Source organism: Bradyrhizobium sp. LeoA1Lang, from assembly GCF_055413685.1.
On sequence record NZ_JBVAPG010000016.1, the window covers coordinates 57674 to 82457 of the forward strand.

Consider the following 24784-nt stretch of genomic DNA (forward strand, 5'->3'; position numbering starts at 1 on the left):
TCCATACGGTACGAGAATGTATGGATACAATCAAAGACAAACAGGCCTATTGTATGGATTGGATCCCTACACTTTCCGAATGGCAAGGCCCCCTGTTCATGCGCATCGTCGATGCGCTCGCGTCCGACATCGAGAGCGGCCGGCTTGTTCGCGGACAAAGGCTGCCGACGCACCGCGCGCTCGCGACCGAACTCGGCATCGATCTCACCACCGTCACCCGCGCCTATGGCGAAGCGCGCCGGCGCGGGCTGCTGGACGCCAGGGTCGGCCAGGGAACGTTCGTTTCGGAGACGACGGTGCGTTCGCCGTCGCACGTTCCCTCGCAAGTCACGATCGACCTCTCGATGAATCTTCCGCCTCAACCCGTGGAAGCCAATCTGGATCTTCGGATCGCGCAGGGATTGGAGACCATTCGTAGGGAAAGCGGCTTCGGCGCATTCCTGACCTACGCAAGACCCGGCGGCAGCGATCTCGAGTTGGAGACGGCGGCAAACTGGCTGCGCCATCGCGTGCACGACGCGAACGCCGAGCGTCTCGTGATTTTTCCGGGATCGCAGGCTATCGTCTTCAATGCGCTTCTCGTCCTCACCTCGCCCGGTGATGTCGTTCTGACGGAGGCGCTGACCTATCCCGGCCTGAAGACGGCGGCCGCCCGATTGGGCGTTCGCCTGATCGGCTTGCCGATGGACGAGCAAGGCGTGCGGCCGGACGCGCTCAAGGACGCATGCCGCAAGCACAAGCCCAAGGCCGTCTATCTGGTGCCGACGCAGCAGAACCCGACGACTGCGACGGCGGGTCCGGCGCGCCGCAAGGCTATCGCCGAAATCATCCGCTATGCGGGGACTTTCCTGATCGAGGACGACGCCTATGGTGCGCTTGAGCCGTCGACGTCGCCGATCGCAAACCTGATCCCCGAGCGGAGCTATTTCGCTGCCAGCATGTCGAAATGCATCGCACCAGGACTGCGCGTCGCCTATCTGCAGGCACCTGATTCCATCGCAGCGCAGACCATGCGCAGCGGATTGCAGGCGACGATGCAGATGTCACCACCCCTGATGGTCGCGCTGGTCACCCACTGGATTCGAAACGGCATCGCCGATGAGATCATCGAGGCGGTACGCAACGAAGCCAAGGGACGACAGCAACTGGCGGGCCGTATCCTGAAGGGCATCGCTTTCGCATCCCGTCCCGCAAGCCATCACCTTTGGCTGGAGATACCGCCATCCTGGAATCGGATGGACCTGCTTTCGCATCTGCTGCGTCACGGGCTTGCCGTTGTCGGCGAAGATGCGTTCGCCGTCGTCGACAAGCCGCCGCGCGGGATCCGCGTCTCCCTCGGCGCGGCGCGCAACCGCGCCGATGTCAGCCAGGCCATGCAGGTGCTCGCCGCGGCCATGAAATTGTCGGTCATGGCGACGCAGATCGTCTGAGGCGCCGGCCGCTCAATTCGGCTTTCGCCACCAGATGAAGAGCGAGTAGAGGACAACCGGGACGGCCAGGGTCACCCATGCGAGGGCATCCCACCAGCCGTCTCCCACGAGCGCGCCGACGAGGCCGAGCGTGCTGACGATCGCGACCAGCAGGGGCGCGATGAAGATCTGCCGAAGCGTACGATGCATGGATTTGCGCGACATCATCAGGACGATAATGCGGGACTTTCGACGCCGGAGGAGTGCGCGATCACGCGATCGACGCTGACCCCTGCCCTTCGCCGCCGCACCCACAAATAGATCCCGGTGACGAGGACAATGATCGTAAGCACGTCGAGCAGTGCCCAGAGGATCTTGAGCGGCATGCCACCATAGTCGCCGAAATGCAGCGGCTGGGAAACGAACAGCGTCGAGACGTACCAGGGCATGTCGCGGCTGTCGGTGAGCGTGCCGGTCTCGGCGTCGATCAGGGCCGGCTTCAAGAGGCGCGAGGTGAGCGGCGTGTTGCCGCGCAGGAACACGGTGTAGTGGCTCTTGCTGCTGAAGATCGAGCCGGGGAACGCGACGAAGCTAGGCGTCATCCCCGGCACCGCATGGGCCGCCACCTCGACCGCCGCATTGACCGACGTCAGCTTCGCGGGCGGGGCGCGATCGCGATATTGCGCGGTCATCTCGGCAAGCTGGCCATACTGCCACATCTTCAGGACCAGATCGGCCCATGTGTTGATGACGCCGGTGAAGCCGACCACCAGCGTCCACGCAACGAGAAGGATGCCGGCAAGGTTATGGACGTCCAGCCAGCGCACCACGCGGGTTCGGCCCGCGCGATACGTGCCGAAGCTCAGCTTCCGCATCGAGGGGGCATAGACGACGATGCCGGAGATGATGGCGACGCAGAACAGGATGCCCATCAGGCCAAGGAAGAGCTTGCCCGGCAGGCCTGCGAACATGTCCGTATGCAGTTTGAGCATGATGTAGGTGAAGCGGCCGGTGACATCAGGCGCGTCCAGATAGGCGCCCGTATGCGCGTCCATCCGGATCAAGAGGTTCTTGCTCGGATCGGACGTGATCGAAGGCCCGACGCTGACGAACATCGCGTTCGGATCGTCACGGTCCCAGATCAGGAAATGCGGGACCTGTCCCGCTGCATTGGCGATTGCATTGGCAAGCAGATGGTCGAGATCGGCCAGCGGCGCATCCGCCGCCACCTCCGCCGGCTTCACCTGGCTGTGCAGGAGGTCGTCGATCTCCTCATGAAAGATCAACGGCAACCCCGTGACGCACAGGAGCAGCATGAACACCGTGCAGATGAGGCTCGTCCATTTGTGGACGAAACCCCATCGCCGAAGAGACCTGGTCGCCGCCGTCACTTTGCCTTCCTAGTTCCAACTGTATTTCAATGTGCCGAGCACCGTACGCCCATTCCCCAATCCGCAATAGGGCAAGCCGGTCAAGCACGACGCGACGTAGAAATGGTCGGTCAGGTTGGTCACGTTGACCTGCGCCTTCAATCCCTTCCAGTCGGGCCGCAGATAGCCGAAATCGTAGCTCACCGCGGCATCGAACAGCGTATAGGCCGGGATGACGAACGTGTTGAAGCTGTCCCCGTAGGTCTCGCCGACATAGCGCACGCCGAACCCGAGCCCAAGACCCGCAACCGGACCATCGTACCAGGTGTACTTACCCCAAAGCGAAGCCTGGTCCTGGGCCGTGTTCATCATGTATTTGCCGGCATATCCGGCAATGCTCGCCGAGACCTTCGGATCGAGATGGCTGTAGCCGCCGACGATCTCCAGTTCGCGGGTGATGTTGCCTTTCACTTCAAACTCGAAGCCGCGAACGCGTAGCGCATCGGTCTGCACGTTGAACAGCGGATTGATCGGGCTTGCGGTGAGGACGTCCTGCTGCTTGATCTCGAACACGGCCGCCGTCAGCATCAGGTTCGATCCGTTCGGCATGAATTTGACGCCGGCTTCAGTCCCCTCACCGGTCGTCGGCCTGAACGAATTGCCGGCGAGATCGGCGCCGAGGTTCGGCGTGAACGACGTCGCATAGCTCACATAGGGCGACAGTCCGAAATCGAAGAGATAGTTGAGGCCGACGCGTCCGGTCTGCGCCCGGTCGTCGCGGGAATAGCTGCCGGCGAGCGGAAAGACTGCGAAGCTCTTGAAATCCGTGCTGGCCCAGTCATTGCGTCCGCTCAGCGTCAGCGTCCAGCGGTCGAGCTTGATCTGGTCCTGCAGATAGAGACCGGCCTGGCTGAGCTTGTCGTCGCGCAGGATGAATGGCGCCAATGACGCGAAGGACGGAATCGCAGTGTTATATACCGGAGCATAGGCATCGATCGGAGCGATGCCGGCGGATCGATAGTCGGTGCGGGACCAGAGATTGAAGTAGTCGAAGCCCAATAGCACCTTGTGGGCGAGCGGTCCGGTCAGGAAATCCGCCTGCACCTGGTTGTCGACGGTGATGTTGGCGGCGCTTGCCTTCACATAGTTATAGCTGCGGTTGACGAGACGGTCGGTTGCCATGCCTTCCGTCCGAACCGAGGAGAGATCATTGGTGACGTCCGTGTAGCGCAGATTCTGGCGGAACTGCAGGTTGTTGTCGAAGCGGTGCTCGAAGGCATAACCGACCATGAACTGCTCGAGATTGTAGCCGTCAGCCCCGGGTACGCCGAGATAACGGCTGTATGGAACGTGTCCGTTCGGGTTGGGCAGGAACGACACCTGGCCCGTCACGTATTGCTGGTAACCCCTGTTGTCGGCCTTCTGATACTGCGAGAGCAGCGTGAAGCTGGTGTCCGTCGTCGGGGCCCAGGTGAAGCTCGGCGCGATGAACAGCTTGTTGTCCTGCACGAAGTCGGTCTGGGTATTGCTGTCGCGTGCGAGCCCGACGATGCGGTAGAGGAACTCGCCATTCTTGTCGATCGGGCCGCCGAGGTCGAACGCGCCCTGGAAGCGATCGAATGAGCCGAACGTACCCTCGATCGTGTATTGCGGCGTCGCCGTCGGCCGCCTGCTGACCATGTTGAGCAGACCGCCCGGATCGGACTGCCCATAGACCACCGACGACGGTCCCTTCAGCACCTCGATCCGCTCGAGCCCATAGGTCTCGATCCGCGGCACGGCGAAGGTCGTGTTGTCCTGCGGCAGCCGCAGGCCATCCAGATATCTGGGCGCATCGAACCCCCTCAGCTTGAAATTGTCGAAGAAGGCGTTGGCGCCGAAACTCTGCACCGTGACACCAGGCGTATAGCGCAATGCTTCGGCGACGTTCTGCGCGCCCTGCGCCTGGATCTGGTCCTGGGTGACGATCGAAATCGACTGCGGCGTCTCCAGGATCGCCGTGTCCGTCTTGGTCGCGCTCACGCTTTGCTTGGCGAGATAGCCGACCACCGGACCAGTGCCCCTCTCCCCGGTCGAGCGTCCCGCTGCTCCGCCCGGCGCGGCGGCTTCCTGCGTCACTGGAGCCGGCGTCCGCCGCGCGACGTTGCGGCCGGATCGCGCCGCCCGCGTCGATCGCACCGGAGCCACGCGGCTGCGCTGTTGGCGTGGCGCATCGACCGTGACCGGCGGCAATTCGCTGTTCGATCTCGGCTGCTCCGCGCCGGACGGACTCTGCGCCAGTGCCGGCGTGTCCGTGAGTGCCACCGCGGCGATCCCACAAATCGTCATCAGGGCGAGTCCCCACTCGCTCCTTCGCTTGAATTCCATCGCTAGATCCCCCGTCGCGGAACGCCCGCAGACTCAGGGGATTGAGTGCAAGAATTGCGAAGCTCACGCCTTTGCGATTGCGCAAAAACTCTTTGATCTATTGTCGACAAGCTCCAGACTTCCGTCGAGACGTTCCGTCGCAGTACACGCTCCGCTAGATTGGTGCACACGTCGCAATCGTCTGGCCTGCTGTGTAGAATTATTCTTATTCTAATTCGGTGGACGGCAGCGACTGGGGGCATATCCGAAGTGCTTGCGAAACGCGGTCGCGAAGTTGGCGGGGTTACCATAACCCGCGAGATAGGCCGCCTCGTTGATCGATACGCCCTGCTCGATGATCGCATCGCGCGCCGATTCGAGCCGACGCGTCCGCAGATATTCGGAGGCGCTGACGCCAAACGCCCGTCGAAAGTGGGTGTTGAAGGAGCGGCGGCTGATGCCTGCCTCGCGCGCCAATTGGGAGACTTTCCACGGACGCCGCAGATCCGCGTCGATCGCATCGCGGATCGCGCGCAGCCGCCGCTGCTTGTGATCGCCCGCCATCTCCATGCTCGCGCGCTTGCCCGCGATCGATATGACCCGCGCGAGGATCTCCATGGCATGCGCGGACAGCAGCAGCTCTTCGGCGCGTCCATCCAGTGTCGGAGACAGCATTTCGGTTGCCATCGCAAGAATGCGTGGCGGCGCCTTCAGCGTGACCACGAATTCATCCGATTCCGCCGAGGAAAACAGCTCGAGGAACTCGCGCTGCAGGCCGAGGCGATCGATCGATGCCTTGGGAAACGCCAGGCCAGCGGCGAACATGCGCCCGCCGCCGGACGTCTCGCCGGTCCAGAGCTGCGGCTTTCGCAAGGCCATCACGACAATCGAATTTTCCGAGTAGCGGAACCGCGTGACGTCGCGGTGCGGACCTCCCTGCCCCGAGCCCTTCAACACGATGGTGACAAACAATCCGGCCTTGATCACGCCTTCGCTGCGTATGATGCGATCAAGGATGAAATTGTTTCGCTGGAACAGGCAGCCGGGAAATTCGAGCCATCGCGCGGTCTCCGCGAAGTCGTCCTCCCTTGATGCACCCTCGGAATCGAGGACGCGGAACTGATCGAAGATGCGATGATAAATGTGCGTCACGTCCTTTGCCTAGAGCCGGCCAGCGAATCTTGAGTCTATCTGCCTCTCAACCGTTGCCGAGGCAATTAGAACGCTTTCAAAGTGCAGCGCTGTGTCCGCAGTCCGTGGGACGGGGAGAGCGCAGCGAAACCCATCGCCATGGAGCAAGCGGCGCGAATGATGGGTTTCGCTGCGCTCTACCCATCCTACGATTGTCGTCCCCGCGAAAGCGCATGGATTGCTTCGCTTTGCTCGCAATGACGGGGAGAGTTCTGATTCAAATGTCAAACAGCTCTCCGCTGTCATCGTCCGCGAAGGCGGACGATCCAGTATTCCAGGGGCGGCTGAGCTTAAGTTGAGACGCCGCGGAGTACTGGATGCCCCACCTTCGCGGGGCATGACGATGGAGTATGATGGCGGGATGTGCGCTCGCATTCTCGCGGCGCATTGCGTCCGAGCTTTGCGTCTCGTTTCACCCTCCTCGAAATCAGAGGGCGCAGGGAAAGCCGGGTGCCGGTTGCACCCATGGGTCCCGTGCAACAAAAAGCACGGGGGTAGGACCACAGGTTCAACCGAAGCATTCCGGCTTTCCCTGCGCGATGGTGTTACGGCTTCCTTCGTGCTCTCCCCGGTGACCGGGCTTTCTTGCCACCGTCACCCTTAGGGATGTTTCCATCCCCCAGGACTTAGCGCCAGCGTCGGGGCGCCAGGACCACACGACTTCGCCGTCCGTGATGCGCGTGCTCGTCAGTCACACCCATCGCGTCCACCGCATCTCACCGCAACGTTCGTGACGATCGCGAGCCGCCCCTCATTCGGGTGAGACACGCGGAGTTAAATCACTGATTTGCCCGACGGGTTAAGCGGTTTATTTTTCACCGCAGCGCTGGACGGGGCAAATCACATTGAAATAATTCATAAAATTCGTCCAAACGTGACTCTGCGCGCGGCTCGGGCAGCTCACGACCGGCCTCGACTATCGGTTCGTCGTGAACCCTGCCTATAACGCCGATCGCGGTCCGGTCTCGATCCTCTCGGGCCGACCGCGCCGAGTTCTGACCAGAGGTGGTTCATGACGTTTCAGAATATTCGCGCCGCCGTCCTCGGGCAAAACTCGCTCCGGCCCAATGTCTGGGATCTCGTGGCGCTGCTGCTCTTGATCGGCGTCCTGGTGCTGATCGTCTATGGCGGCCAGCAGACGATTGAGCCGCTGTCGGAGCTCGAGCATACGCCTGTTACGCTCGATCCGCGCAATCTTCCGCTCTACGCACTGCGGACCACGATGCGGATGCTGCTGGCGATCATTTGCTCGACCGTCTTCACCTTCATCTATGCCACGCTCGCCGCCAAGAGCCGGCGCGCGGAGATCGTGCTGATCCCGCTGCTCGACATCCTGCAGTCGGTGCCGATCCTCGGCTTCCTGACCTTCACGGTCGTGTTCTTCATGAACCTGTTTCCGGGGCAGGTGCTGGGCGCCGAGCTGGCCTGTGTCTTCGCGATCTTCACCAGCCAGGCCTGGAACATGACCTTCAGCATGTACCAGTCGCTGCGCAGCGTGCCGAAGGATCTCGAGGACGCGACACAAAGCTTTCACCTGTCCGGCTGGCAGCGGTTCTGGCGGCTGGATGTGCCCTTTGCGATGCCAGGCCTGATCTGGAACGCGATGATGTCGATGTCCGGCGGCTGGTTCTTCGTGGTGGCATCGGAGGCGATCACCGTGGGCAACACAACGGTCACCCTGCCCGGCGTCGGCTCCTATGTCGCGCTCGCCATTCAAGAGCAGAACCTGCCGGCGATCGTCTATGCGCTGATGACCATGCTTCTCGTCATCATCGCCTACGACCAGCTCCTGTTTCGTCCGATCGTCGCCTGGGCCGACAAATTCCGTTTTGAGCAGACCGCCTCCGGCGAGCCGCCGACGTCCTGGATGCTCGACCTCTTCCGGCGCACGCGTGCGCTGCGTGCGCTGACCTATCCGCTCGGCGCCGCGAACAAGGCCATTTCGACGCTGCGCATCGGCGTGCCCGCGGTGCTGCGGCCACCAGCCAAGAGCAGCCAACCCTCGCGCGTCGTCGACGGCGTATGGGTGGCGGTGGTCGCCGCCGTGACGAGCTACGCCGCATGGAAGATCTATCAATATCTCTCCGCCACGCTCGGCTGGTCAGACGTGACCGCCGCGGTCGGATACGGCTTCGCCACGCTCGCGCGCGTGGTCGTGCTGATTGCGCTGGCAACGATCGTATGGGTGCCGATCGGCGTCTGGATCGGGCTGCGGCCGAAACTCGCCGAGCGCATGCAGCCGCTCGCGCAGTTCCTGGCGGCGTTCCCGGCCAACCTCGCCTTTCCGGTGTTTGTCGTGCTGATCGTGCATTTCGGATTGAACCCGAACATCTGGCTCAGCCCTCTGATGATCCTCGGCACCCAGTGGTACATCCTGTTCAACGTGATCGCCGGAGCCGCCGCCTTCCCGAGCGATTTGCGGGAAGCCGCCGGCAGCTTCCACCTGAAGGGATGGCGCTGGTGGGTGAAGGTGATCCTGCCCGGCATTTTTCCCTACTACGTCACCGGAGCGATCACCGCCTCGGGCGGGTCGTGGAATGCTTCGATCGTCGCGGAAGTCGCAAGCTGGGGCGACACCCATCTGACCGCCATTGGCCTCGGCTCCTATATCGCGCGAGCGACCGAAGCCGGCGATTTTCCGCGGGTCGTGCTCGGCATCGCCGTCATGTGCGTGATGGTGACGCTGTTCAATCGCCTGCTCTGGCGGCAGCTCTATGCCTTCGGCGAACGTCGTCTTCGTCTCGGCTGAGGAGCGGAGAAGCTGCGCTCGCTCCGCCTCTTGCGGTGGAGGTGAAGCCGATCGGCAATCGATTCAACCTGATCGCCTGGCGCTTTAGGACACAACCGCCATTAAAGCTGGTGCCAACCGCTAGTTATCGCGCGGCACCTCGGTTGCGTAGATCGGCTTACGATGCCAAGCCGCGCAAGCCCGACAAATTCGGCAAGGCCGGTGAGAAGCTGTGGGCCGAAATCACCGAATTCAGGGTTGGCGACAATCCATCGGAGCTCGAACTGATCACGCAGTGCTGCCTCGCCGCCGACAGGATCGAGGACGGCGATCAGGATTATCGGAAAAGACGGCATGACCATACAAGGCAAGTCAGGCTTGCGAGCACACCCGCTATTGCGGGTTGAACATTTGTCGCGCGTGTTTCTGGTCCGCACGCTGCACAAGCTCGGCTTGGCGATAGGGCCAAGGCGCGGACCCGGTCGTCCTCCTTCGAGCGGTGTCAGTGTCCAGCCGTCCCCTTATGACACCATGTTCGATGACGATGACGAGTGATGCAATATGACCAATTACGGCCAGATGATTACGCCGCGCTCACCTTGGCGATGCAATACGCGAGACGGGAAAGCCAGAAACGCAGTGACCAGCTTGACAGAAAACTGGAGCATGAGAAGTGGGAAGACGTCGCGCGGTTTGCTGCCTCATGCGCGCAAACAGTAAGCCTGAAGTTATCGCCTTGGGAAGTCCCGCCATCTGACGTGACATCACTCAAACATCCGGACGCCAATGAGAAGCGAGGGGCCAAACTGCTTCATAAGATGCTAAGTAACGGCATTCGCAGTGGCACCCGGATCCGATGGCCGCGCTGGCTGAGAAACGGCGCAATCAACCGGGTGCGAGAGGAGACCTATGCAGCTGAGCCCACGGAAGTGGCTGTGGGCTAGCGCGGGATTTCAGTCAGGTTGCGCCATACAGGGCGGCCGGTCGCCTTAGTGAAGCACGCTGCAATCTCCTCCAAGTTCTCATCATCGTCAGTCAAGATAAGAACGCCCTCAATCCCATCCTTGATCATGGTCGCCACTGCCGTGGGAACATGACCGAAGGGGCCAAATATGATTTTGTGCCCACGCTCCATTAGCGTAGCACCATACCAACCGGAAACATCTGCGGCAGATAGGATCGCGATCTTCATTTCAGGACACCCTGACAGTGCTTGTGTGCAATCTATCAAACATTCCAGCCGCCACTACAAGAGTCGCTCTTACCCTGCAATGCACGATCACCGCATGATGTTTTACCGCAAGCTGGCCGAGCGGTTGGGCGAAGCCCGCAAATATTCAGTTGTCGAAGTCGCGCGGGCCGTTAGGATTTGGCCTTGGGAGCTGGCTTAGGTGAAATTAGGGTTTCACGATCAAAACTAGCCAGCCTACCCAGCTTAGCAGGCCGAGAACAGTGCCGGTCAGCGCCAAGACACGTGAGGTACGGCTTTCCAGCAATTTGTCGATGCGGTTCGCAATGGATTGGCCAGCGGTTCTAAGCTTGCCCCTCAGTGCTAGGTCGATGATGTGCCGAAAGAAGTGCACCTTGGTGTTAGTGGACTCATTCATGCGGATGAATTCGCGCTTGTTGAAGCACTCTGCTTCTTCCTTGCCCTCAAGAAATCCCTTCGGAAGGTCGCCTTGGAGCAACATGAGATTTTTGAGTTGGGGGTGGTCGGCATAGTCGCGACCATAACGCTCGCGGAGAATGTCGTTTAGGTTAAGTCGGACCTCGACCGGGATGTTAGGAGCGTCCAAGCCTGTTAACTTGCGATAGCGGTGTTCGAGGTGTTCAAACCCGAATAATTGTCCCCTCATATTCCAATGTATCCAATACATCTGGCGCCGGTCGCGGGCGAACTTGTAGAACTTTGACAGCAAGTCCATCTCGATGTCGTCTAGATGGTTGTCTACGTCGTCTTTTCGAATATTCAGCAGATCGGCCGATACATGAAAGGCAAAACTCTGCGTTTGGCTGGTCGGGTAATGCATGACCACGATCGATGTAATGCGAGGTGAGTGGCCCTCAAGATTTTCATCGAAAAGCATTTCAGACGAATAGTGTATGATAAAATACTGCGCCGGGTTCTTCCGGATTGCCTTAAAAAACGATCTAGCGTCGACCATGACGGCTCCCCCAAAAGCCCGTTAGATAGTGGACTTGAAATGACCCAAATTCCGCCAGCCCTAATAGGGACAACGGCCCCGATTCTTGACGCACACTATACTCATGCAGAACTCAATGCCCTGTTTATGCAGGCGGGCTTTCCAGGCGATCCCCCAGAGGGCAATAAGACCCAAAAGTGCCTGTCCTGGCTGCGCAGAGCGAATGTAGAGTGCGCGGACCCGCTGAGCCTGTTTGGAACGCTCATAGCCGAGTTGATGGACGTTGAACCCACACCGTGGCGAATGGAGCAGTATGCAAAGGATGGTGACGCCCGTGAGCGAATGAAAACTGTCCTCGAAAAAGAGCAATTAACCTACCGGCGGGGTGGTTACATCATCGGGGCTCATCTCAAGGGACCTTCGAGGTCTTTGGGAGAACGCCTCAAGGCGGGTGGTCTTGCCGCTGTAGATCTCGAGTACCAGCGCGCTTACAACTCGATTGGCTCCGACCCCGGAGCTGCGGTGACGGCCGCCTGCGCAATCGTTGAAGCGGTATGCAAACACTACCTTGAGACCGAGAATATTCCGCTTCCCAACAAACAGACGATTGCGCCGCTGTGGACGGAAGTGGCCAAGAACCTGGGCCTCTCCCCCGGCCAGATGGCTGATGACGACCTCAAACAAATCCTGTCAGGGTTATTCAGCATCGCCGCCGGAGTTGGTGCTCTCCGAACCCACGAAGGCTCGGCGCATGGTCACGCGAACAAAACATATAAAATCGAAGCCAGACATGCACGACTCGCGGTGCATGCCGCACATACTATGACGCTGTTCATTTTGGAGACATGGGAAGCCCGTGGGCGAAAGAAATGACGCAGGGGGTAAAGCGCAGACAAAACTGACTCGTTCGCCAATACCGCGTTGGGGAAAGAAAACGGGCGGCCGAAGCCGCCCGTCCGTAGTAGTTTACGCAGAACGCTTGGAAGCTGCGACTTGCCTGCTACCTAGATGAGTCTTCTCAGTCAGGACCTCGCTGACGCGTCCCGCATTGAGGCGGAAATCGGCAGCGATGTCGTGCTGAAGCTGGCCACCCCAATAACGCAACCAGACATCCACAGCTTCGTCGAACGTAAACTTCGTCTTCTTCAATTTTAGAGTCCTTTGTATTGGACCCCTTGACCAGACTCATACCTTCAGTATTACTGAAGTTATAAGAGACGGCCAAAAGGCCGCATGGGAGTTACAATTCAGGAAAGCCGGGCGTCCTTGCAGGGGTTGGCCCGGTTTTTTCATCATCAGGCGAATCAGATTCGCCGACACGCTTATTGTGCAAGAGATTCGCGGGTGACTAGTCGATACCCGTGGATAAACCCGCTGCATCAGACAAATTCACAGTCCTTGACCTCGACGCGAATCGAATTCAACCAGATCGCGTACGGCAAGGATTGCGGCCAAGATCATGCCAGATATCTGGCACATGGCCAGCCGTCCCCTTGCCCGATGGCCTGCTAACCCGCCTGCTAGAGCATGATCCGGAAAAGTGGAAACCGGTTTCCTGAAAAGATCATGCTCAAACAAAGAGAGAGATCGTGATCCGATTCCATCTGATCGGATCATGCTCTAGCGTCCCCAACGGTCCTCCCAGAGCTTTTCGCCGATCTGGCAATTGATCCTTGGTTCCTTCACGGCGGCGGGAACGACCTTGTGCTCGGGATCACGTCCGGCCACTTCGAGTACCAGTTTGGTGCGAATGGCTTCCTTGAATCGTTCGCGATCCTTGATTGCCACGACGAAGGAGCCGGGCCCGCCGATGACGCAATCCTCGTAGTACCAATCGAGATTATCGATATCCATCATTGAATGGGACGGCTCCTTGATCATGATCGGCAGGCCGTTGATGACGATGCCTTTCGCCAGCGCCTGGTCGCGAGCGGGCGTGACAGGTGGTCCGTTGTTGTTGGGGCCGTCGCCGGAAATGTCGATGACACGCCGAAAGCCGCGGCTAGGGTCCTCGTCGAAGAGCGGCGTCCCGAACAGGATGGCGCCCGAAATTGAGGTGCGCGACCCGCGCCGGATCGGCGCCTGCATGATTTCGCTGGCGACTGCGTCGGCCGTCTCGGGGCCGTCGATCACCCGCCAGGGAATGATCACCCGTTGGTCGCCGAACGCCGACCATTCGAAGTAGGTCAAGGCGATCTTTCCGTTCGGGCCTCCCTTCAGCGCCTGCAGGAATTCCCTGGAAACGATGGCCTCAGCATACCCCTCGCGCTGCACCGTGAGCTCGTCCGTATCCATGGAATAGGAGACGTCGGCCGCAATGATAAGCTCGATATCCACGGAAGGCGGGCCCTGCCGGTCGGCAAGTGCCGGTGGCTGACCAGGCGCCGCAGCGCCCGCGGCGCCGGCGAGCATGCCGGCGGCCAGCACCGCTGCGATCGAGATGCACCATCGCATCGCGGACCTCCTCGATCCCTAAAGCGCGATGACTTTTCTTCGAATCGTCATCCCGCTTTAGCTCTTTGTTTGCGCATGATCTCCGCGCAAACGCTTCGCGTTTGTCGCGAGGGAAAACCGGTTTCCACTTTTCCGGATCATGCTCTGGCCTCGATATGATGGTGACACGCAAGTTTCACAGGGCAAAGCGGAGAGATTGGCGACTCGGTGTCCATATTCCGGAATTCGGCAAGTCACGGCTGCCTAAAAGCGCGCCGTGTTGCCTAACCCGTCTGGAACCGCCGGTCCCCCATTCCGAAACACGGGATTGTGCATTGCAGCACGATGGCTAGATTGCGCCTCCGCAAAAGGATGCCACGTGTCTGAAATTAATGCCGAGGCCTGGGTATCGTCAGGCCACCGCCCGATGGGCTTCCCCGAATTCGTAGTTGCGATCGCATCGATCATGGCGCTGAACCCGCTGGCCATGGACATGATGCTGCCGGCGCTGCCGAGCATCGGCGCCGCATTCAACATTGCCGATGCCAACCATCCGCAGATGGTGCTGTCGATCTTCCTGTTCGGCTTCGGCGTCGGACAGTTCGTGATGGGGCCGTTGTCGGATCGCTTCGGCCGCCGTCCGGTGCTGCTCGGTGGCATGGCCGTCTATGGTGTCGCAAGCCTGCTTGCGATCGCGGCGACATCTTTCGAGACGCTGCTGCTGGCGCGTGCGCTGCAGGGCCTCGGCACGTCGGCGACGCGCGTGATCGCCACCTCGATCGTGCGCGACTGCTACGCCGGAAGGCGCATGGCGAGCGTGATGTCGCTCGCGATGATGGTCTTCATCGCGGTGCCCGTGGTCGCGCCATCGTTCGGCCAGGCGGTGCTGCTGCTGACGCAGTGGCGCGGCATTTTCGTTGCGTTGATGCTGTACGGCGTGATCGCACTGGCCTGGAGCGCGCTGCGCATGCCGGAAACGCTGCCGGCGGAATTGCGCAAGTCGCTCGCGATCCGCGACGTGCTCGGCGCCTTCCGGCAGACGCTCACCAATCGCCAGACGCTGGGCTATGCGCTGGCGGCCGGCGGCATACAGGGGGCGCTGTTCTCCTTCGTCTTCACCTCGCAGCAGCTCTTCACCGACATCTACCAGCTCGGGCATTACTTTCCGCTGGCATTCGCTTCGATCGCGGCGGGCATCGCGATTGCGGGCTTTCTCAACTCCCGCTTTGTCGGGCGGCTCGGCATGCGCGTGATCTCGCACGGCGGGCTGGTCGCGTTCGTCCTCGTTGCCGCTACGATGCTGGTGGCGGCGAGGCTGCAGATGTTGCCGCTGTCGCTGTTGATGACGCTGGCGGCATTGATGATGTTCACGTTCGGGCTGATGATCGCCAACTTCACCGCGCTGGCGATGGAGCCGCAGGGCCATATCGCCGGAACCGCCTCGTCGCTGTACGGATCGATCACGACGCTGCTCGCCATCGGCATCGGCATCGTGATCGGCCAGAGCTACGACGGCACGCTGCTGCCGTTCTCGACCGGCTTCTTCCTCTGCGCGCTGGCGGCGCTCGCAGTGGTGCTGGCGACGGAAAAGGGCCGCCTGTTCAAGCCGCATCATACGACGATGTAGTTGCGCAGGTGTGATGCTTTTCTTGAATAGAGCAATGGCTCGGATTCACCTCGCCCCGCTTGCGGGGAGAGGTCGAAATTCAAGCCAACGGGTCGGCGCGAAGCGCCGCCCGATGACAGGCTCCGCTTGAATTTCGGGTGAGGGGGAGCCTCCACGAGCTCATCTCTCACCGTACTTGCGGAGACAGCCCCTCACCCAACCCTCTCCCCGTAAGAACGGCCGTAAGAACGGGGAGAGGGAGAGGGGTCGTCAATCGCTTCGCATCCTTGCGCTTATTTTCCGCCGCGCACCTGGATCACGAGCGCGCTCAGGCGGGCGTTCAGCTTGTTGTAATCGACATTCGCGCCGCCCAGGCCGGCCATGCATCTGCGCTTGCATCCGCCGCCGCCACCACCGCCGCCACGGGCCGGATCGCCGAAGGTGGCGACGGGAACGGTGCCGGTAACCTGGAAGCCGCGCGCCATCAGCCGCGAGCGCACCGCGAGGCAATAGCTCACCGACAGATGGGAGAAGCGCGTCTCGCCATGGCCGGCGCGGTATTTCATCACAGCCGTGCAGAGATCGCCGCGCGCCAGCCGCCATGCCTGGGCGAGGTAGGTCACGCCATAGCGGATGTTGGTCTCGGGCACGGCGAGTTCAGCATTGGTGCCGGTGAAGCCAAGCATCCGCGCGGTCGAGGGCAGCACCTGCATCAATCCGATTTCACCGACGCCGCCGATCGCGCCCGCATTGTAGCCGCTCTCCACGCCCATCACGGCTTCCGCGATCTCGGGCGCAAGGCCCGTGCCGGAGGTCTGCTTCTCGATCAGGTCGCGATAGCGGGAGCGAGGCTGTGCGCTGGAGGTTGAGGTCGAGGTCGCGCCCCCTCGCGTCGGGGGCAACCCGATCTTGGCATTCTCGCGCCATCGCCGTTCGATGGCCGACGGCGTCTCGGCCGGCGCAGCTTCCTTGGCTGGAGCGGCTTCCTTTTCAGGCTCGCTCTTTTCAGGCTCGCTTGGCGCCTCAGCAGCGGGAGCTTCCTCCGGCACCGCGGGCACCGTATCGGCGAACGCGAAGGTGCTCGTCAGCAGACCGACGCCGGTCGCCAGCGCAAGCAACCACCCGAGTAACAGCCTGGTCTGCCGATGCCCCCGCACGCCCCCGCCTCGCTCACTCTGTGGATCGAAGCCGCAGGCGAAGACGCAGCGGCTGAAGCATGTCGGGAGGTGGCGCGCCGGCATTGGCGGCGGCGAGCAGCGGACGCAGCCGGCCGCCGAGCTCCGGATCCATGCTGCTGTCGAATGCGATGCGGTCCATCCTGCCGTCCGGCAGGATCGAGGCGCTCACCACGAATGTCAGCGGCTTGTTGTCCTTCTCGCGCCCCGCCGCGAAAGTCACAAGCCACTGCGACATGTCGCCGTCGCCCTCGATCTGATGCTGAAAGGCACCCTGCAGCCGGGACGCATACTCGCGCCAGGCGGCGGGCGCCTCGGATGCGGCCTTGAAGTCTGTGCTTTGCGCCGCAGCCGGCGCGCGCCCGGCGGAAAGGCCGAGCGCCACGAGGCCGAACGAGTGCAGCAGACGCCGCAGCCTGCCGGGATTCCCGTTGATCGGGGATTTCGACGCCATCGCTACAGTGCTGTCCGATCAGCTATTGAGGGCCGGCCGCGGCGGCGCCAGGTTCGCGTCCGCGTTGGATGCTTCCTTGGACGCTTGCTTGGGTGTTTCCTTGGCCGATTCGAGGCTCGAGGCCAACCTGCCGAGCTCCTCGCGCAACCAGGGGATGAGCTGCTGGATCAAACTGTCCCAGATCTGGAGCTGGGTGCGGACATAGTTCGGCGAGACCGCGCCGGCGATGGAGAGATCGAGCGTCAGCACCAGAAATTCATCGGTGCCCTGCGGCTTGTCCACGAACAGCCGGCAGAACCTGTGCATGCGATTCCACTTGTTCACGAGATCGAGCGGCATCGATCCCTGCACGGTCAGGACCGCAACGAAGGCGACATCCGCGAAATGATCAGGCTTGCCGGGAAACGCATTGCCCGGGCGGACGTCGAAGCCGAGGCCGTTGCTCGCCGACCGCAACAGAGAAATATTGCCGTCGGTCACGAGCTCGGCGCGATAGCCGGCGGTTTGGAGCGCCGCGCGCAGCTCCTCGAGCGTGACAAAGGACTGCATCCCGGCGTTGGACAAATCTGCGGGTGCTTGCGCGACGCTAGTGCTCATGGACATGTTAATCTCCTCTGTCCAATAACGTGATCAGGTTTGCAACAGCTATTTGGGATCTGGGACGACAAACGCGGTTAGCGGGCAGCGCCTGCCGACTGCGTCAGCTCGCTGGCGATGCGGGACAGAGCGATTTCGTTGATCGCGGGCGGATTCTGCTCGAGCGCGCGGGCAAGGTAGGCGCGGCGATTGAGCTCGGCACGCTGTGCCCGCAGGCGCTGGACCAGGGTGTCCCGCACGTCGGCAAGCGGCATGGTTTCGGACGGCTTGGTCTCGATCAGCTTGACGATGTGATATCCGTCGGCAAGCTTGATCGGCTCGCTCACGGTATTGACGGCCATTCCCATCACGCGGCTCTTGATCTCGGGAACGAGCTGCGGCTCGGGCAGCCAGCCGAGATCGCCGCCCTTGTCAGCCTGCTCGCGCTGGTCGGTGGTGTCCTTGGCGATCTGGGCGAAATCCGCCTTCGGCTGCTTCAGCTTGGCCTGAATGTCCGCGAGCTTCGCCTTGGCCTTCTCTTCGGCCGCGGCGTCCGATCCTTCCGCCAGCGCGACATAGATCTGGGCGAGATGAAAGCGGCGCGGCATGATCAGCGCGCCCTTGTTGGCGTCATAGGTCTTCTGGATTTCCGCCTCATCCGGATAATTTTCCGGCGGCACCGACGCCGACTGCAGGTAGGTCTCGAAGATGGCCTCCTCGCGCAGCTTGGCGAGTTGAGCGACGACGGCCGGTTGGTCCTGCCACTTCTTGTCCGTGGCTTCCTTGAGGACGAGCTGCCTTGCAAACATCGCGCGGAGCGTCTGGTTGAGAAGCGCGGGATCGCGGGCGAGCGCGGCGCGCTGATCGGGCCCGACGGCGGCCAGGAAGGCGCGGATTTCCGACGAGGAGACGTCACGTCCGCCAACGCGCGCCACCGGCTCGTTGCCCGACGCCGCCGCCTCGGCATGTGGCGCCGGAGCGGCTGGCTGGGCCGCAGCAACAGGCGCGGGCGCGGCGGCGGGCGCCTTCGGCTTCACCACCCGCTGCGGTGCCGCCGGGGGAGGATTTTGCGCGAAAGCGGGTTCGGCCCCGCCCAATCCGCCGGCCAGTCCGATGATCGCCAAAGCCACGAGGTGACGGCCGACACGATCGCGACGGTATCGCGGTGTTGGGCGTTCAAACGCAGGACGATAGGCAATCATAGTGACCTCAGGGTTCGATCTTCTGGTTCAGAATCCGGTCGCCGTAATCCTGCAACAGGTTCTGGATCTCGACGCGACGGAAACCGAGTAGCGGTTCGTTAGCCACTACTCACCAAATGTCACATTTTCATAACAGTCCATCAGTTGGCGACCGATCTTGGCCGGTTACTGGTATCTCTGTACGCGCATGGCGGATCAGCGCCGAGAAGGCTCTTGGGCGAGAAGGTTCTTGTAGACCTTTCCGCCTTTCATGATGACCAGGAAATTCTTCGCCGGATCTTCCACGAGCTTGATGTTGTCGATTGGATTGCCATCGACCAGCAGGAGGTCGGCGAGCGCGCCCTCCTCCACCACGCCCAGCTTGCCGGGATATGGATTTCGCGGTCCGGACAGGCTGAGCAATTCGGCATTCGTCGATGTCGCCATGGCCAGCGCTTCAGCCGGCGTGTACCAGCGCGTGAGATCGGCCAGCATGGCTCCTTGCCGCTCAGCCAGCGCCTGCGAGAACAGAATGTCGGTGCCGAACGCGGTCTTGATTCCGTATTTCTTTGCCAGCGCATAGACTCTATCGGTGCCGGCAACCACCTGCCGCATCTTCGCCTGCTCCGACGGCCCCAGCGCACTTGCGCCTGCCAGATCAAGGAAAGGTTGCGTGCTCAACCAGATTCCCTTCTCGGCCATGAGGCGCGCCGTGGCCTCGTCCATCAGGTGGCCGTGCTCGACGCACTTTGCTCCCGCCGCGATCGAGCGCTGGATCGAAGCCGGCGTATAGGCGTGCACGGCCACATAGGTGCCCCAGTTCTCGGCAGCTTCGACGGCGGCACGCAGCTCGGGCTCGGTGAACGTGGACACATCGAGCGGGCTGAACGGCGAAGCCACGCCACCGCCCGCGGTGAGCTTGACCTGCGATGCCCCCTGCATGAGCTGCTCGCGGGCGCGCACACGAACCTCATCCGGACTGTCCGCCACCATGCTGCCACCAATTCTTTCCATGCGGCTGAGCATGCCGCCGATCGTTCTTGGCAGATCGGTAAGCTGCCGGAAATCGCCATGGCCACCAGTGATGGTGATCACGGCGCCGGACGGATAGATGCGCGGGCCGGCGACGAGACCGTCGTCGATCGCGCGCTTGAGCCCAAAGCTCGGCCCGCCCATGTCGCGGACCGTGGTGAAGCCCCGCATGAGCGTGGCGGTGGCTTCCGCTGCCGCAAGAAGATTGTTGTAGCCGACGTCGTCAGCCAGGGCGGCCGCCGGCGTTGGGCGTACCAGCATCGCATGCCAATGCGCGTCGATCAGCCCGGGCATCAGCACGCGTTCGCCGCCGGCGATCACCTGAGCGTCAGCCTGGATCGGCGCAACCGAAATCTTCTCGATCTTGTTGTTGCGGATCAGGACATTGGACGGCGCGGAGAGCGCGGCATTCTTTCCGTCAAAGATGCGAACGTTCTGGAACAGCACAGCGGAAGCTTGTTGAGCCTGCGCCGTCGGCGAGGCCGCGAAGTTCATTCCGATTGAAGCCAGTAGCGCAGCAATGAAAGTTCGACCCGGCGTTCTCAAACCTGACATATCTGATCTCCGCCAATGGTGCGTGGCGCAAGGCTCGCATTGATCTTGCTGTGCGGGAGGGAACGCCCGACGTGATCGCGGGCGGTCAGCGAGTGTATTGCCAGTCCCCTGTCAATCGACGGCCGCTACCCAGTTCTTACGGCCGGCAGCCAGGCAAGGGTCAGCCAGCCGATGCCGTGAGACAAGAGGTCGATGCCCAGCAGCAATCCGAGCACCCACGTCCCGGTGGCCGGAAATCCCGTCAGGATGATGAGACCCGCCAGGACGCCGAACAGCCCGGACAGCAGTATGATCCAGCCGAACTGCTGCCAATGGCTGATGCCGACCAGGATACGGACGAACCCGGAGATCAGAAGCAGCAGACCGAGAACAAGGGTCAGGATCAGCGCACTGGTCAGCGGCTGGGTCACCAGCACGACGCCGAATGCAAGATAGAGCGCGCCGAGCAGCAGTTGCCACACGAACCCTCCCCACCCTTTGGTCCAGAAGGCGTGAATGATCTCGAATCCACCGGCGATGATCGCCATCCAGCCGATGAAGATGGTGCTGATCACGGTGAACAGTGCGAGATCGCCGAGGACCAGCAGGCCCGCGATGATCATCACGATCCCGAGCAGGATGCATATCCATAAAGGCGGTGTCGGCAGCCCGGTGAGACGCATCGCCGGACCGTTGTCATAGGTGGTCATATCATTCTCCTCGATTCCAGAAGTCGTCGAACCCGTTACGCATCAACTCGATTGTCCGCGTTCGCCCGCCGTCTCATCGCTCGGAATCTCTCCCGGTCGATAGTTCGGCAGCCGCCCGGCCGGAATGATCGCAAGCAACGCAAGGCCTGCCATGATCAACAGCCCGATCTTCAGCGCACGCAGCCGCGCCTCGGTGTTCACCCGCACCGCCTCCTCGACCTGCTGCGGCGTGGCGCTGGTGCCCTCCAGCGCGGTCCGCAGTCGGTCGTTGCTGACGAAATTGATGTTGTCGAGATCGACCTGCGCCTGCAGTTCGGGTGTGAGCTTGGGGCTCGCGGCGATGCTGCTCAGCGCGATCGCACTCAACAGACCAACAAGGAGCGCGCCAGCCACTGCCGTTCCGACGGCGGCGGCGAGGTTGTTGGTGGTGCCGCGCAGCGATCCGACGTCCCCTGCGAGCTCCTTGGGCGAAGCCGTGACCAGCACGTTGAACAGCAGCGTGACAAGCGCGCCTTGCCCGATACCAAAGACAACGAGCCCGAGCAGCACCGGCACCTCGCTCCAGTCGTTGCGCACGACGAATGCAAGCCACAACAGCGCGACGGTGCAAAGGAAGAAGCCTGCTCGCCCGATCTGCCGCGGCGTCAGCTTATCATAGACGTGCACGATCAGCATCGCGGCAAAGAATACAGTAAGGTTGAACGGCATCATCGCCACCGCAGTGGCGATCGGGCTACGACCCTGCACGATCTGAATGTAGAGCGGGACGGAGAAGTTGAGAGCGGCCTCCAGCGCGACGACTGTGAACATCGCGTAGACGACCGCTCGTTCCTCAGGTGAATCGATCACCTGAAGCGCGAGGAGAGGAGTCTTGCCTGCCTCCTCGCGTTTGTGTGTCCACATCAGGAATGCCTGGCCACAGACGATGCCCGCCACGATCAGGATCGGCGCGGGAGACAGGCCGAGAAGGCCGAACGGCGCGTTTGGGCTCGCCAACACGAGCCCCCATCTGTTGAGATTATTGAAGCCGAAGCTGATGCAAATGATCGCGGCTGCTGCGAGTATGACACCAACGATATCGACTTCGACGTCCGGCCGGCCATGGTCGCGCTTGAGGCGGAAGCTCAGCAGGAAAACAATGGCGGCAACGGCGATGAGAATTCCGAACACCGGCCGCCAGCCGATATAGGTGCCCAGTACGCCGCCGATGACGAATGCGAGCACGCCGGCTGCCGCGCGTGCGGAGCCGAGCGCACCCACGGCGGTTGCCTGCTGGCGTCCGGTGTAGTTCTCGGCAATGAGGGCGACCAGCGAGGGTACGATCACCGCGCCGGCGGCGCCGCAGAGCGCCTGCGCCGTGATCATCACGACGGCCGTGGGGCTGAACGTCATCATGACCTGGGATATGAAGAACAGCACGACGGCCGCGCGGAACACTTGCAGCGCGCCGTATCGCTGCGCGAGCTTTGCGCCCAGCATGACGAAGCCGGCGACCAGCATGGAATAGGCCACGATGCCGGTTGCGACCGTGGTCGGAGGAACGCCAAAGCTCTTGACCATTCCCCCCATCGCCACAGGCAACGAAGCGACATTGAACGACATGATCATCTGGCCGAGCGCGATCGCGATCATGGGAATCCATGATGCGCGTTCCTCCTGGTGGATGCCGCCGATCGAGATTGTCTGTGTCACTATGGCGTCCTCCGATTTGCTCGGGCTTTTCAGGATCGACTAGGTGGACGGGACGCCGATCCGGTCAACATTTGTCAGTCTTCCGGTTGCGAGACGAACAGATCCATGCCCAATCGCTGCGACAGGAATTTCGCGGCGAGTTGTCCTCTCACGCTGTTGCCGGCCGCATCCAGCGGCGGAGCGAAAGTGCCGAAGCCGCCTTTTCCAGGAGAAACCGCGACAATGCCGCCGCCGATCCCGCTCTTTCCGGGCAGGCCGATGTCGTAAAGCCAATCGCCTGACGTCTCATACAAGCCGGCCGTGATCATCACGGCCAAGGCGTAATGGCAAACCGCAGCATCGACCACGCGTTGCTTCGTGATAGGGTTCACCCCACCGTCCGCCAGCGTCGCCCCCATCACGGCGAGGTCTTTGGCGGTCACGTTCAACGAACACTGCCTCGTGTAGAGATCGGTCGCCTGCTTGGCGTCGCAATAGATCCGGTCGTAGCTCTCCAACAGCCGCGCGATGCTGCGATTGCGGAAATTGGTCTGCGACGCGGAGGCGTAGACCTCTTCGTTGAGCGGAAGCTTGCGGCCTGCGAAGCGCGACAGCCCATCGTGGATAAACTCCCACTGCGCCTCGGCGGACGCTCCCGGCGCGAGGCTCGTCGTCGCGATCGCACCAGCATTCACCATCGGATTGGTACGCCCGCTTCCATTCTCGATCGCGGCAAGCGAGTTGAATGGAAGTCCGGTGGCGTTGGCGCCGAGCTTCGTGCGCGCTTGTTCCGGACCAATGGTCTCGCAGATCAGCGCGAACACGAATGGCTTCGACACGCTCATGATGGAGAATTCGTAGCCTATGTCTCCCGCGCCGTAGACGTGCCCATCGGTTCCAACGACACAAACGCCGAACAGCTCGCTCGGGACTCGGGCGAGCGCCGGGTAGACCTGTGAATTATTGCCGTCAGCGTTCGATTTAAGGCGCCGGTGCGCGTCTTCCACCAGCGACTGCACCATCTCGGGATTCGGTAGATGACCGGTCGAAACGTAAGGCCGTTCATCGATCGCCGATCGTGACGCCATCGCACCACTCCGCCCGACGGGGGCTATGTTGTTGATCTAACGCCTACGTTTAAAACGAGTCAATCTGCAACCCGTGCAACAATTTGCTGACAGACCAGCAAATGTGCCGATTGCCATCGAGTTCTCTTCTCACGACGGAGCAAGGTTCCAACGCTCGTTAGGTAAGGCAGGCTGTCGCAATCGTTGTCGCACGCAATTGAATCAAAGAGCCGCCATTGACTGCAGAATCCGAACGCCGGGAAATTTGCAACGTGGCCGTTCGAGTGTACGATTGTGTTTGCTCACGCGAGCCTGCCGCTTAGAGCATGATACGGAAAAGTGGAAACCGGTTTTCCGAAAAGATCATGCTCAATCTAGCTGAGAAAAAACGGACGCGACGAGAATTGGAGAAGGCGGGACATCATCTGAACAGCGAGGCTGATCATGGTGGCAAGTACGAGTGACGGACATTTCCTGCTGGTGAAGAAGCTTGGTGGGTTGGTCGCGATTATCATCGGATGCCTGCTGACGGCAGTTGGCGTGACGTTCGAATCCACCAGCACAACGACTGTCGGCGTTCTGTTTCTTGTGCTTGGCGCCGTCCTGCTCACGCTCAAGATCATCAGACGGAATCAAGGAAGCCCGCTCGGATAGCTGGCTTGCGGTTGGCGTTGAGAATGAGGATGTGCCAGCTGCGATAGCGGTTCACTTCGTTCGCCACTTCGGACAATGGGCGGTTGTTGACGATCAGCAGTCCGCGTTACCAGGCGCTTGCCTCCGCACATGTGCCCTAAAGGTAAAAGCGAGTCGATTTAAGCCAATAGCGAGGCCATCAAGTCTAGGGCCCTCCCGGTTACCCACCCTCGACTTGCTGACCTTGAAGTCCGCTTTGCCCCAAGAGCAGACGCAGGATGTAAGTCGCATTTTGACCCACTGCAGACCTTGGCACATCGGGCAGATGTCCGCTTGGCGCCCTTCTGAGGCGTTTCTGCTGTCCGTCCGTTTTTTGAAGACAATCGGGGCCCGACGCGGTGCCGTCCGAAAAGCGGTTGGAATTGAAAGTGGCGTAGTCTCCGGGGTGATCAACCTCGAATCACCCGGCGTTGACGCGCCGGGCTGGAGACCACGCCATGACAAGCGTTACCACGAAGGCTTTA

The 24784-nt window shown here is 61.4% G+C and carries 23 protein-coding genes; 7 read left to right on the forward strand and 16 right to left on the reverse strand.

Going from position 1 to position 24784, the window contains the following annotated elements; all coding sequences use genetic code 11:
- Nucleotides 1-20 precede the first annotated feature (20 nt).
- Nucleotides 21-1430, forward strand: a complete 1410-nt coding sequence (locus tag ACZYOF_RS08590; protein WP_463715474.1) for an aminotransferase-like domain-containing protein — start codon at nucleotides 21-23, stop codon at nucleotides 1428-1430.
- Nucleotides 1431-1442: 12 nt separating this feature from the next.
- Here the strand turns inward: ACZYOF_RS08590 and ACZYOF_RS08595 are convergent, their stop codons facing one another.
- From ACZYOF_RS08595 to ACZYOF_RS08610, 4 genes are all read right to left on the reverse strand, one after another.
- Nucleotides 1443-1619 carry a hypothetical protein gene (locus tag ACZYOF_RS08595; RefSeq protein WP_245476389.1) on the reverse strand — a complete coding sequence of 59 codons (177 nt, stop codon included), beginning with the start codon at nucleotides 1617-1619 and terminating at the stop codon, nucleotides 1443-1445.
- Between the two features lie 17 nt (nucleotides 1620-1636).
- Nucleotides 1637-2800, reverse strand: a complete 1164-nt coding sequence (locus tag ACZYOF_RS08600) for a PepSY-associated TM helix domain-containing protein (RefSeq protein ID WP_130580317.1) — start codon at nucleotides 2798-2800, stop codon at nucleotides 1637-1639.
- Between the two features lie 9 nt (nucleotides 2801-2809).
- Entirely contained in the window at nucleotides 2810-5146 is a 2337-nt protein-coding gene (locus tag ACZYOF_RS08605; protein WP_463715475.1) for a TonB-dependent siderophore receptor, read from the reverse strand.
- 210 nt (nucleotides 5147-5356) lie between these two features.
- Nucleotides 5357-6277, reverse strand: a complete 921-nt coding sequence (locus tag ACZYOF_RS08610; RefSeq protein ID WP_130584320.1) for a helix-turn-helix domain-containing protein — start codon at nucleotides 6275-6277, stop codon at nucleotides 5357-5359.
- A 1051-nt stretch (nucleotides 6278-7328) separates the two neighbouring features.
- Here ACZYOF_RS08610 and ACZYOF_RS08615 point away from each other — a divergent pair.
- The 3 genes from ACZYOF_RS08615 (at nucleotide 7329) to ACZYOF_RS08625 (ending at nucleotide 9988) form a co-directional block, all read left to right on the forward strand.
- The gene (locus ACZYOF_RS08615; protein WP_463715476.1) at nucleotides 7329-9065 is read left to right on the forward strand and encodes an ABC transporter permease; all 1737 of its coding nucleotides are present in this window, start codon (nucleotides 7329-7331) and stop codon (nucleotides 9063-9065) included.
- Nucleotides 9066-9106: 41 nt separating this feature from the next.
- Nucleotides 9107-9451, forward strand: a complete 345-nt coding sequence (locus ACZYOF_RS08620) for a hypothetical protein (protein ID WP_463715477.1) — start codon at nucleotides 9107-9109, stop codon at nucleotides 9449-9451.
- A gap of 147 nt (nucleotides 9452-9598) precedes the next feature.
- Nucleotides 9599-9988 carry a hypothetical protein gene (locus tag ACZYOF_RS08625; RefSeq protein WP_463715478.1) on the forward strand — a complete coding sequence of 130 codons (390 nt, stop codon included), beginning with the start codon at nucleotides 9599-9601 and terminating at the stop codon, nucleotides 9986-9988.
- Here the strand turns inward: ACZYOF_RS08625 and ACZYOF_RS08630 are convergent.
- On the reverse strand, nucleotides 9985-10236 hold the full coding sequence (locus ACZYOF_RS08630) for a hypothetical protein (protein ID WP_463715479.1): 252 nt from the start codon (nucleotides 10234-10236) through the stop codon (nucleotides 9985-9987). The genes ACZYOF_RS08625 and ACZYOF_RS08630 overlap by 4 nt on opposite strands.
- A gap of 205 nt (nucleotides 10237-10441) precedes the next feature.
- Nucleotides 10442-11074, reverse strand: coding sequence for a hypothetical protein (locus ACZYOF_RS08635; protein WP_463715480.1), 633 nt, complete (start codon nucleotides 11072-11074; stop codon nucleotides 10442-10444).
- A 27-nt stretch (nucleotides 11075-11101) separates the two neighbouring features.
- Between ACZYOF_RS08635 and ACZYOF_RS08640 the strand changes: the two genes are divergently transcribed.
- A complete protein-coding gene (locus ACZYOF_RS08640) occupies nucleotides 11102-12061 on the forward strand; it encodes an abortive infection family protein (protein ID WP_463715481.1) in 960 nt (319 codons plus the stop codon).
- 93 nt (nucleotides 12062-12154) lie between these two features.
- Here ACZYOF_RS08640 and ACZYOF_RS08645 read toward each other — a convergent pair whose 3' ends face one another.
- Nucleotides 12155-12337, reverse strand: coding sequence for a hypothetical protein (locus ACZYOF_RS08645; RefSeq protein ID WP_463715482.1), 183 nt, complete (start codon nucleotides 12335-12337; stop codon nucleotides 12155-12157).
- Between the two features lie 471 nt (nucleotides 12338-12808).
- Nucleotides 12809-13642: a DUF1194 domain-containing protein gene (locus ACZYOF_RS08650; RefSeq protein WP_282532476.1), complete on the reverse strand. Its 834-nt coding sequence runs from the start codon at nucleotides 13640-13642 to the stop codon at nucleotides 12809-12811.
- Nucleotides 13643-14000: 358 nt separating this feature from the next.
- On the opposite strand from ACZYOF_RS08650, the gene ACZYOF_RS08655 reads away from it, so the two are divergent.
- A complete protein-coding gene (locus tag ACZYOF_RS08655; protein WP_463715483.1) occupies nucleotides 14001-15248 on the forward strand; it encodes a multidrug effflux MFS transporter in 1248 nt (415 codons plus the stop codon).
- Between the two features lie 272 nt (nucleotides 15249-15520).
- Here ACZYOF_RS08655 and ACZYOF_RS08660 read toward each other — a convergent pair whose 3' ends face one another.
- The 8 genes from ACZYOF_RS08660 to glsA form a co-directional block, all read right to left on the reverse strand.
- Nucleotides 15521-16384 carry a lytic transglycosylase domain-containing protein gene (locus ACZYOF_RS08660; RefSeq protein ID WP_463715484.1) on the reverse strand — a complete coding sequence of 288 codons (864 nt, stop codon included), beginning with the start codon at nucleotides 16382-16384 and terminating at the stop codon, nucleotides 15521-15523.
- Between the two features lie 13 nt (nucleotides 16385-16397).
- Complete coding sequence (locus ACZYOF_RS08665; RefSeq protein WP_463715485.1) at nucleotides 16398-16856, reverse strand: hypothetical protein; 459 nt, start codon at nucleotides 16854-16856, stop codon at nucleotides 16398-16400.
- Nucleotides 16857-16874: 18 nt separating this feature from the next.
- The gene (locus ACZYOF_RS08670; protein WP_394569089.1) at nucleotides 16875-17459 is read right to left on the reverse strand and encodes a YbjN domain-containing protein; all 585 of its coding nucleotides are present in this window, start codon (nucleotides 17457-17459) and stop codon (nucleotides 16875-16877) included.
- Nucleotides 17460-17530: 71 nt separating this feature from the next.
- Complete coding sequence (locus ACZYOF_RS08675; protein ID WP_463715486.1) at nucleotides 17531-18562, reverse strand: peptidylprolyl isomerase; 1032 nt, start codon at nucleotides 18560-18562, stop codon at nucleotides 17531-17533.
- 267 nt (nucleotides 18563-18829) lie between these two features.
- Entirely contained in the window at nucleotides 18830-20140 is a 1311-nt protein-coding gene (locus ACZYOF_RS08680) for a metal-dependent hydrolase family protein (protein WP_463715489.1), read from the reverse strand.
- Nucleotides 20141-20325: 185 nt separating this feature from the next.
- A complete protein-coding gene (locus ACZYOF_RS08685) occupies nucleotides 20326-20889 on the reverse strand; it encodes an HdeD family acid-resistance protein (protein WP_394569091.1) in 564 nt (187 codons plus the stop codon).
- A 42-nt stretch (nucleotides 20890-20931) separates the two neighbouring features.
- A complete protein-coding gene (locus ACZYOF_RS08690) occupies nucleotides 20932-22581 on the reverse strand; it encodes an MFS transporter (protein ID WP_463715487.1) in 1650 nt (549 codons plus the stop codon).
- A gap of 74 nt (nucleotides 22582-22655) precedes the next feature.
- Entirely contained in the window at nucleotides 22656-23648 is a 993-nt protein-coding gene (glsA, locus tag ACZYOF_RS08695) for a glutaminase A (RefSeq protein ID WP_463715488.1), read from the reverse strand.
- Nucleotides 23649-24071: 423 nt separating this feature from the next.
- Here glsA and ACZYOF_RS08700 point away from each other — a divergent pair, with 423 nt between their 5' ends.
- Nucleotides 24072-24281, forward strand: a complete 210-nt coding sequence (locus ACZYOF_RS08700; RefSeq protein WP_130577567.1) for a hypothetical protein — start codon at nucleotides 24072-24074, stop codon at nucleotides 24279-24281.
- Nucleotides 24282-24784 lie beyond the last annotated feature (503 nt).

Bases quoted from the DNA above. Each gene is read 5' to 3' on its own strand.
- ACZYOF_RS08590 (WP_463715474.1), top strand. From the start codon at position 21: ATGGATACAATCAAAGACAAACAGGCCTATTGTATGGATTGGATCCCT.
- ACZYOF_RS08595 (WP_245476389.1), bottom strand. From the start codon at position 1,619: ATGCATCGTACGCTTCGGCAGATCTTCATCGCGCCCCTGCTGGTCGCG.
- ACZYOF_RS08605 (WP_463715475.1), bottom strand. From the start codon at position 5,146: ATGGAATTCAAGCGAAGGAGCGAGTGGGGACTCGCCCTGATGACGATT.
- ACZYOF_RS08615 (WP_463715476.1), top strand. From the start codon at position 7,329: ATGACGTTTCAGAATATTCGCGCCGCCGTCCTCGGGCAAAACTCGCTC.
- ACZYOF_RS08625 (WP_463715478.1), top strand. From the start codon at position 9,599: ATGCAATATGACCAATTACGGCCAGATGATTACGCCGCGCTCACCTTG.
- ACZYOF_RS08630 (WP_463715479.1), bottom strand. From the start codon at position 10,236: ATGAAGATCGCGATCCTATCTGCCGCAGATGTTTCCGGTTGGTATGGT.
- ACZYOF_RS08635 (WP_463715480.1), bottom strand. From the start codon at position 11,074: ATGCATTACCCGACCAGCCAAACGCAGAGTTTTGCCTTTCATGTATCG.
- ACZYOF_RS08650 (WP_282532476.1), bottom strand. From the start codon at position 13,642: ATGCGATGGTGCATCTCGATCGCAGCGGTGCTGGCCGCCGGCATGCTC.
- ACZYOF_RS08665 (WP_463715485.1), bottom strand. From the start codon at position 16,856: ATGGCGTCGAAATCCCCGATCAACGGGAATCCCGGCAGGCTGCGGCGT.
- ACZYOF_RS08670 (WP_394569089.1), bottom strand. From the start codon at position 17,459: ATGTCCATGAGCACTAGCGTCGCGCAAGCACCCGCAGATTTGTCCAAC.
- ACZYOF_RS08680 (WP_463715489.1), bottom strand. From the start codon at position 20,140: ATGAACTTCGCGGCCTCGCCGACGGCGCAGGCTCAACAAGCTTCCGCT.
- ACZYOF_RS08685 (WP_394569091.1), bottom strand. From the start codon at position 20,889: ATGACCACCTATGACAACGGTCCGGCGATGCGTCTCACCGGGCTGCCG.
- glsA (WP_463715488.1), bottom strand. From the start codon at position 23,648: ATGGCGTCACGATCGGCGATCGATGAACGGCCTTACGTTTCGACCGGT.
- ACZYOF_RS08700 (WP_130577567.1), top strand. From the start codon at position 24,072: ATGGTGGCAAGTACGAGTGACGGACATTTCCTGCTGGTGAAGAAGCTT.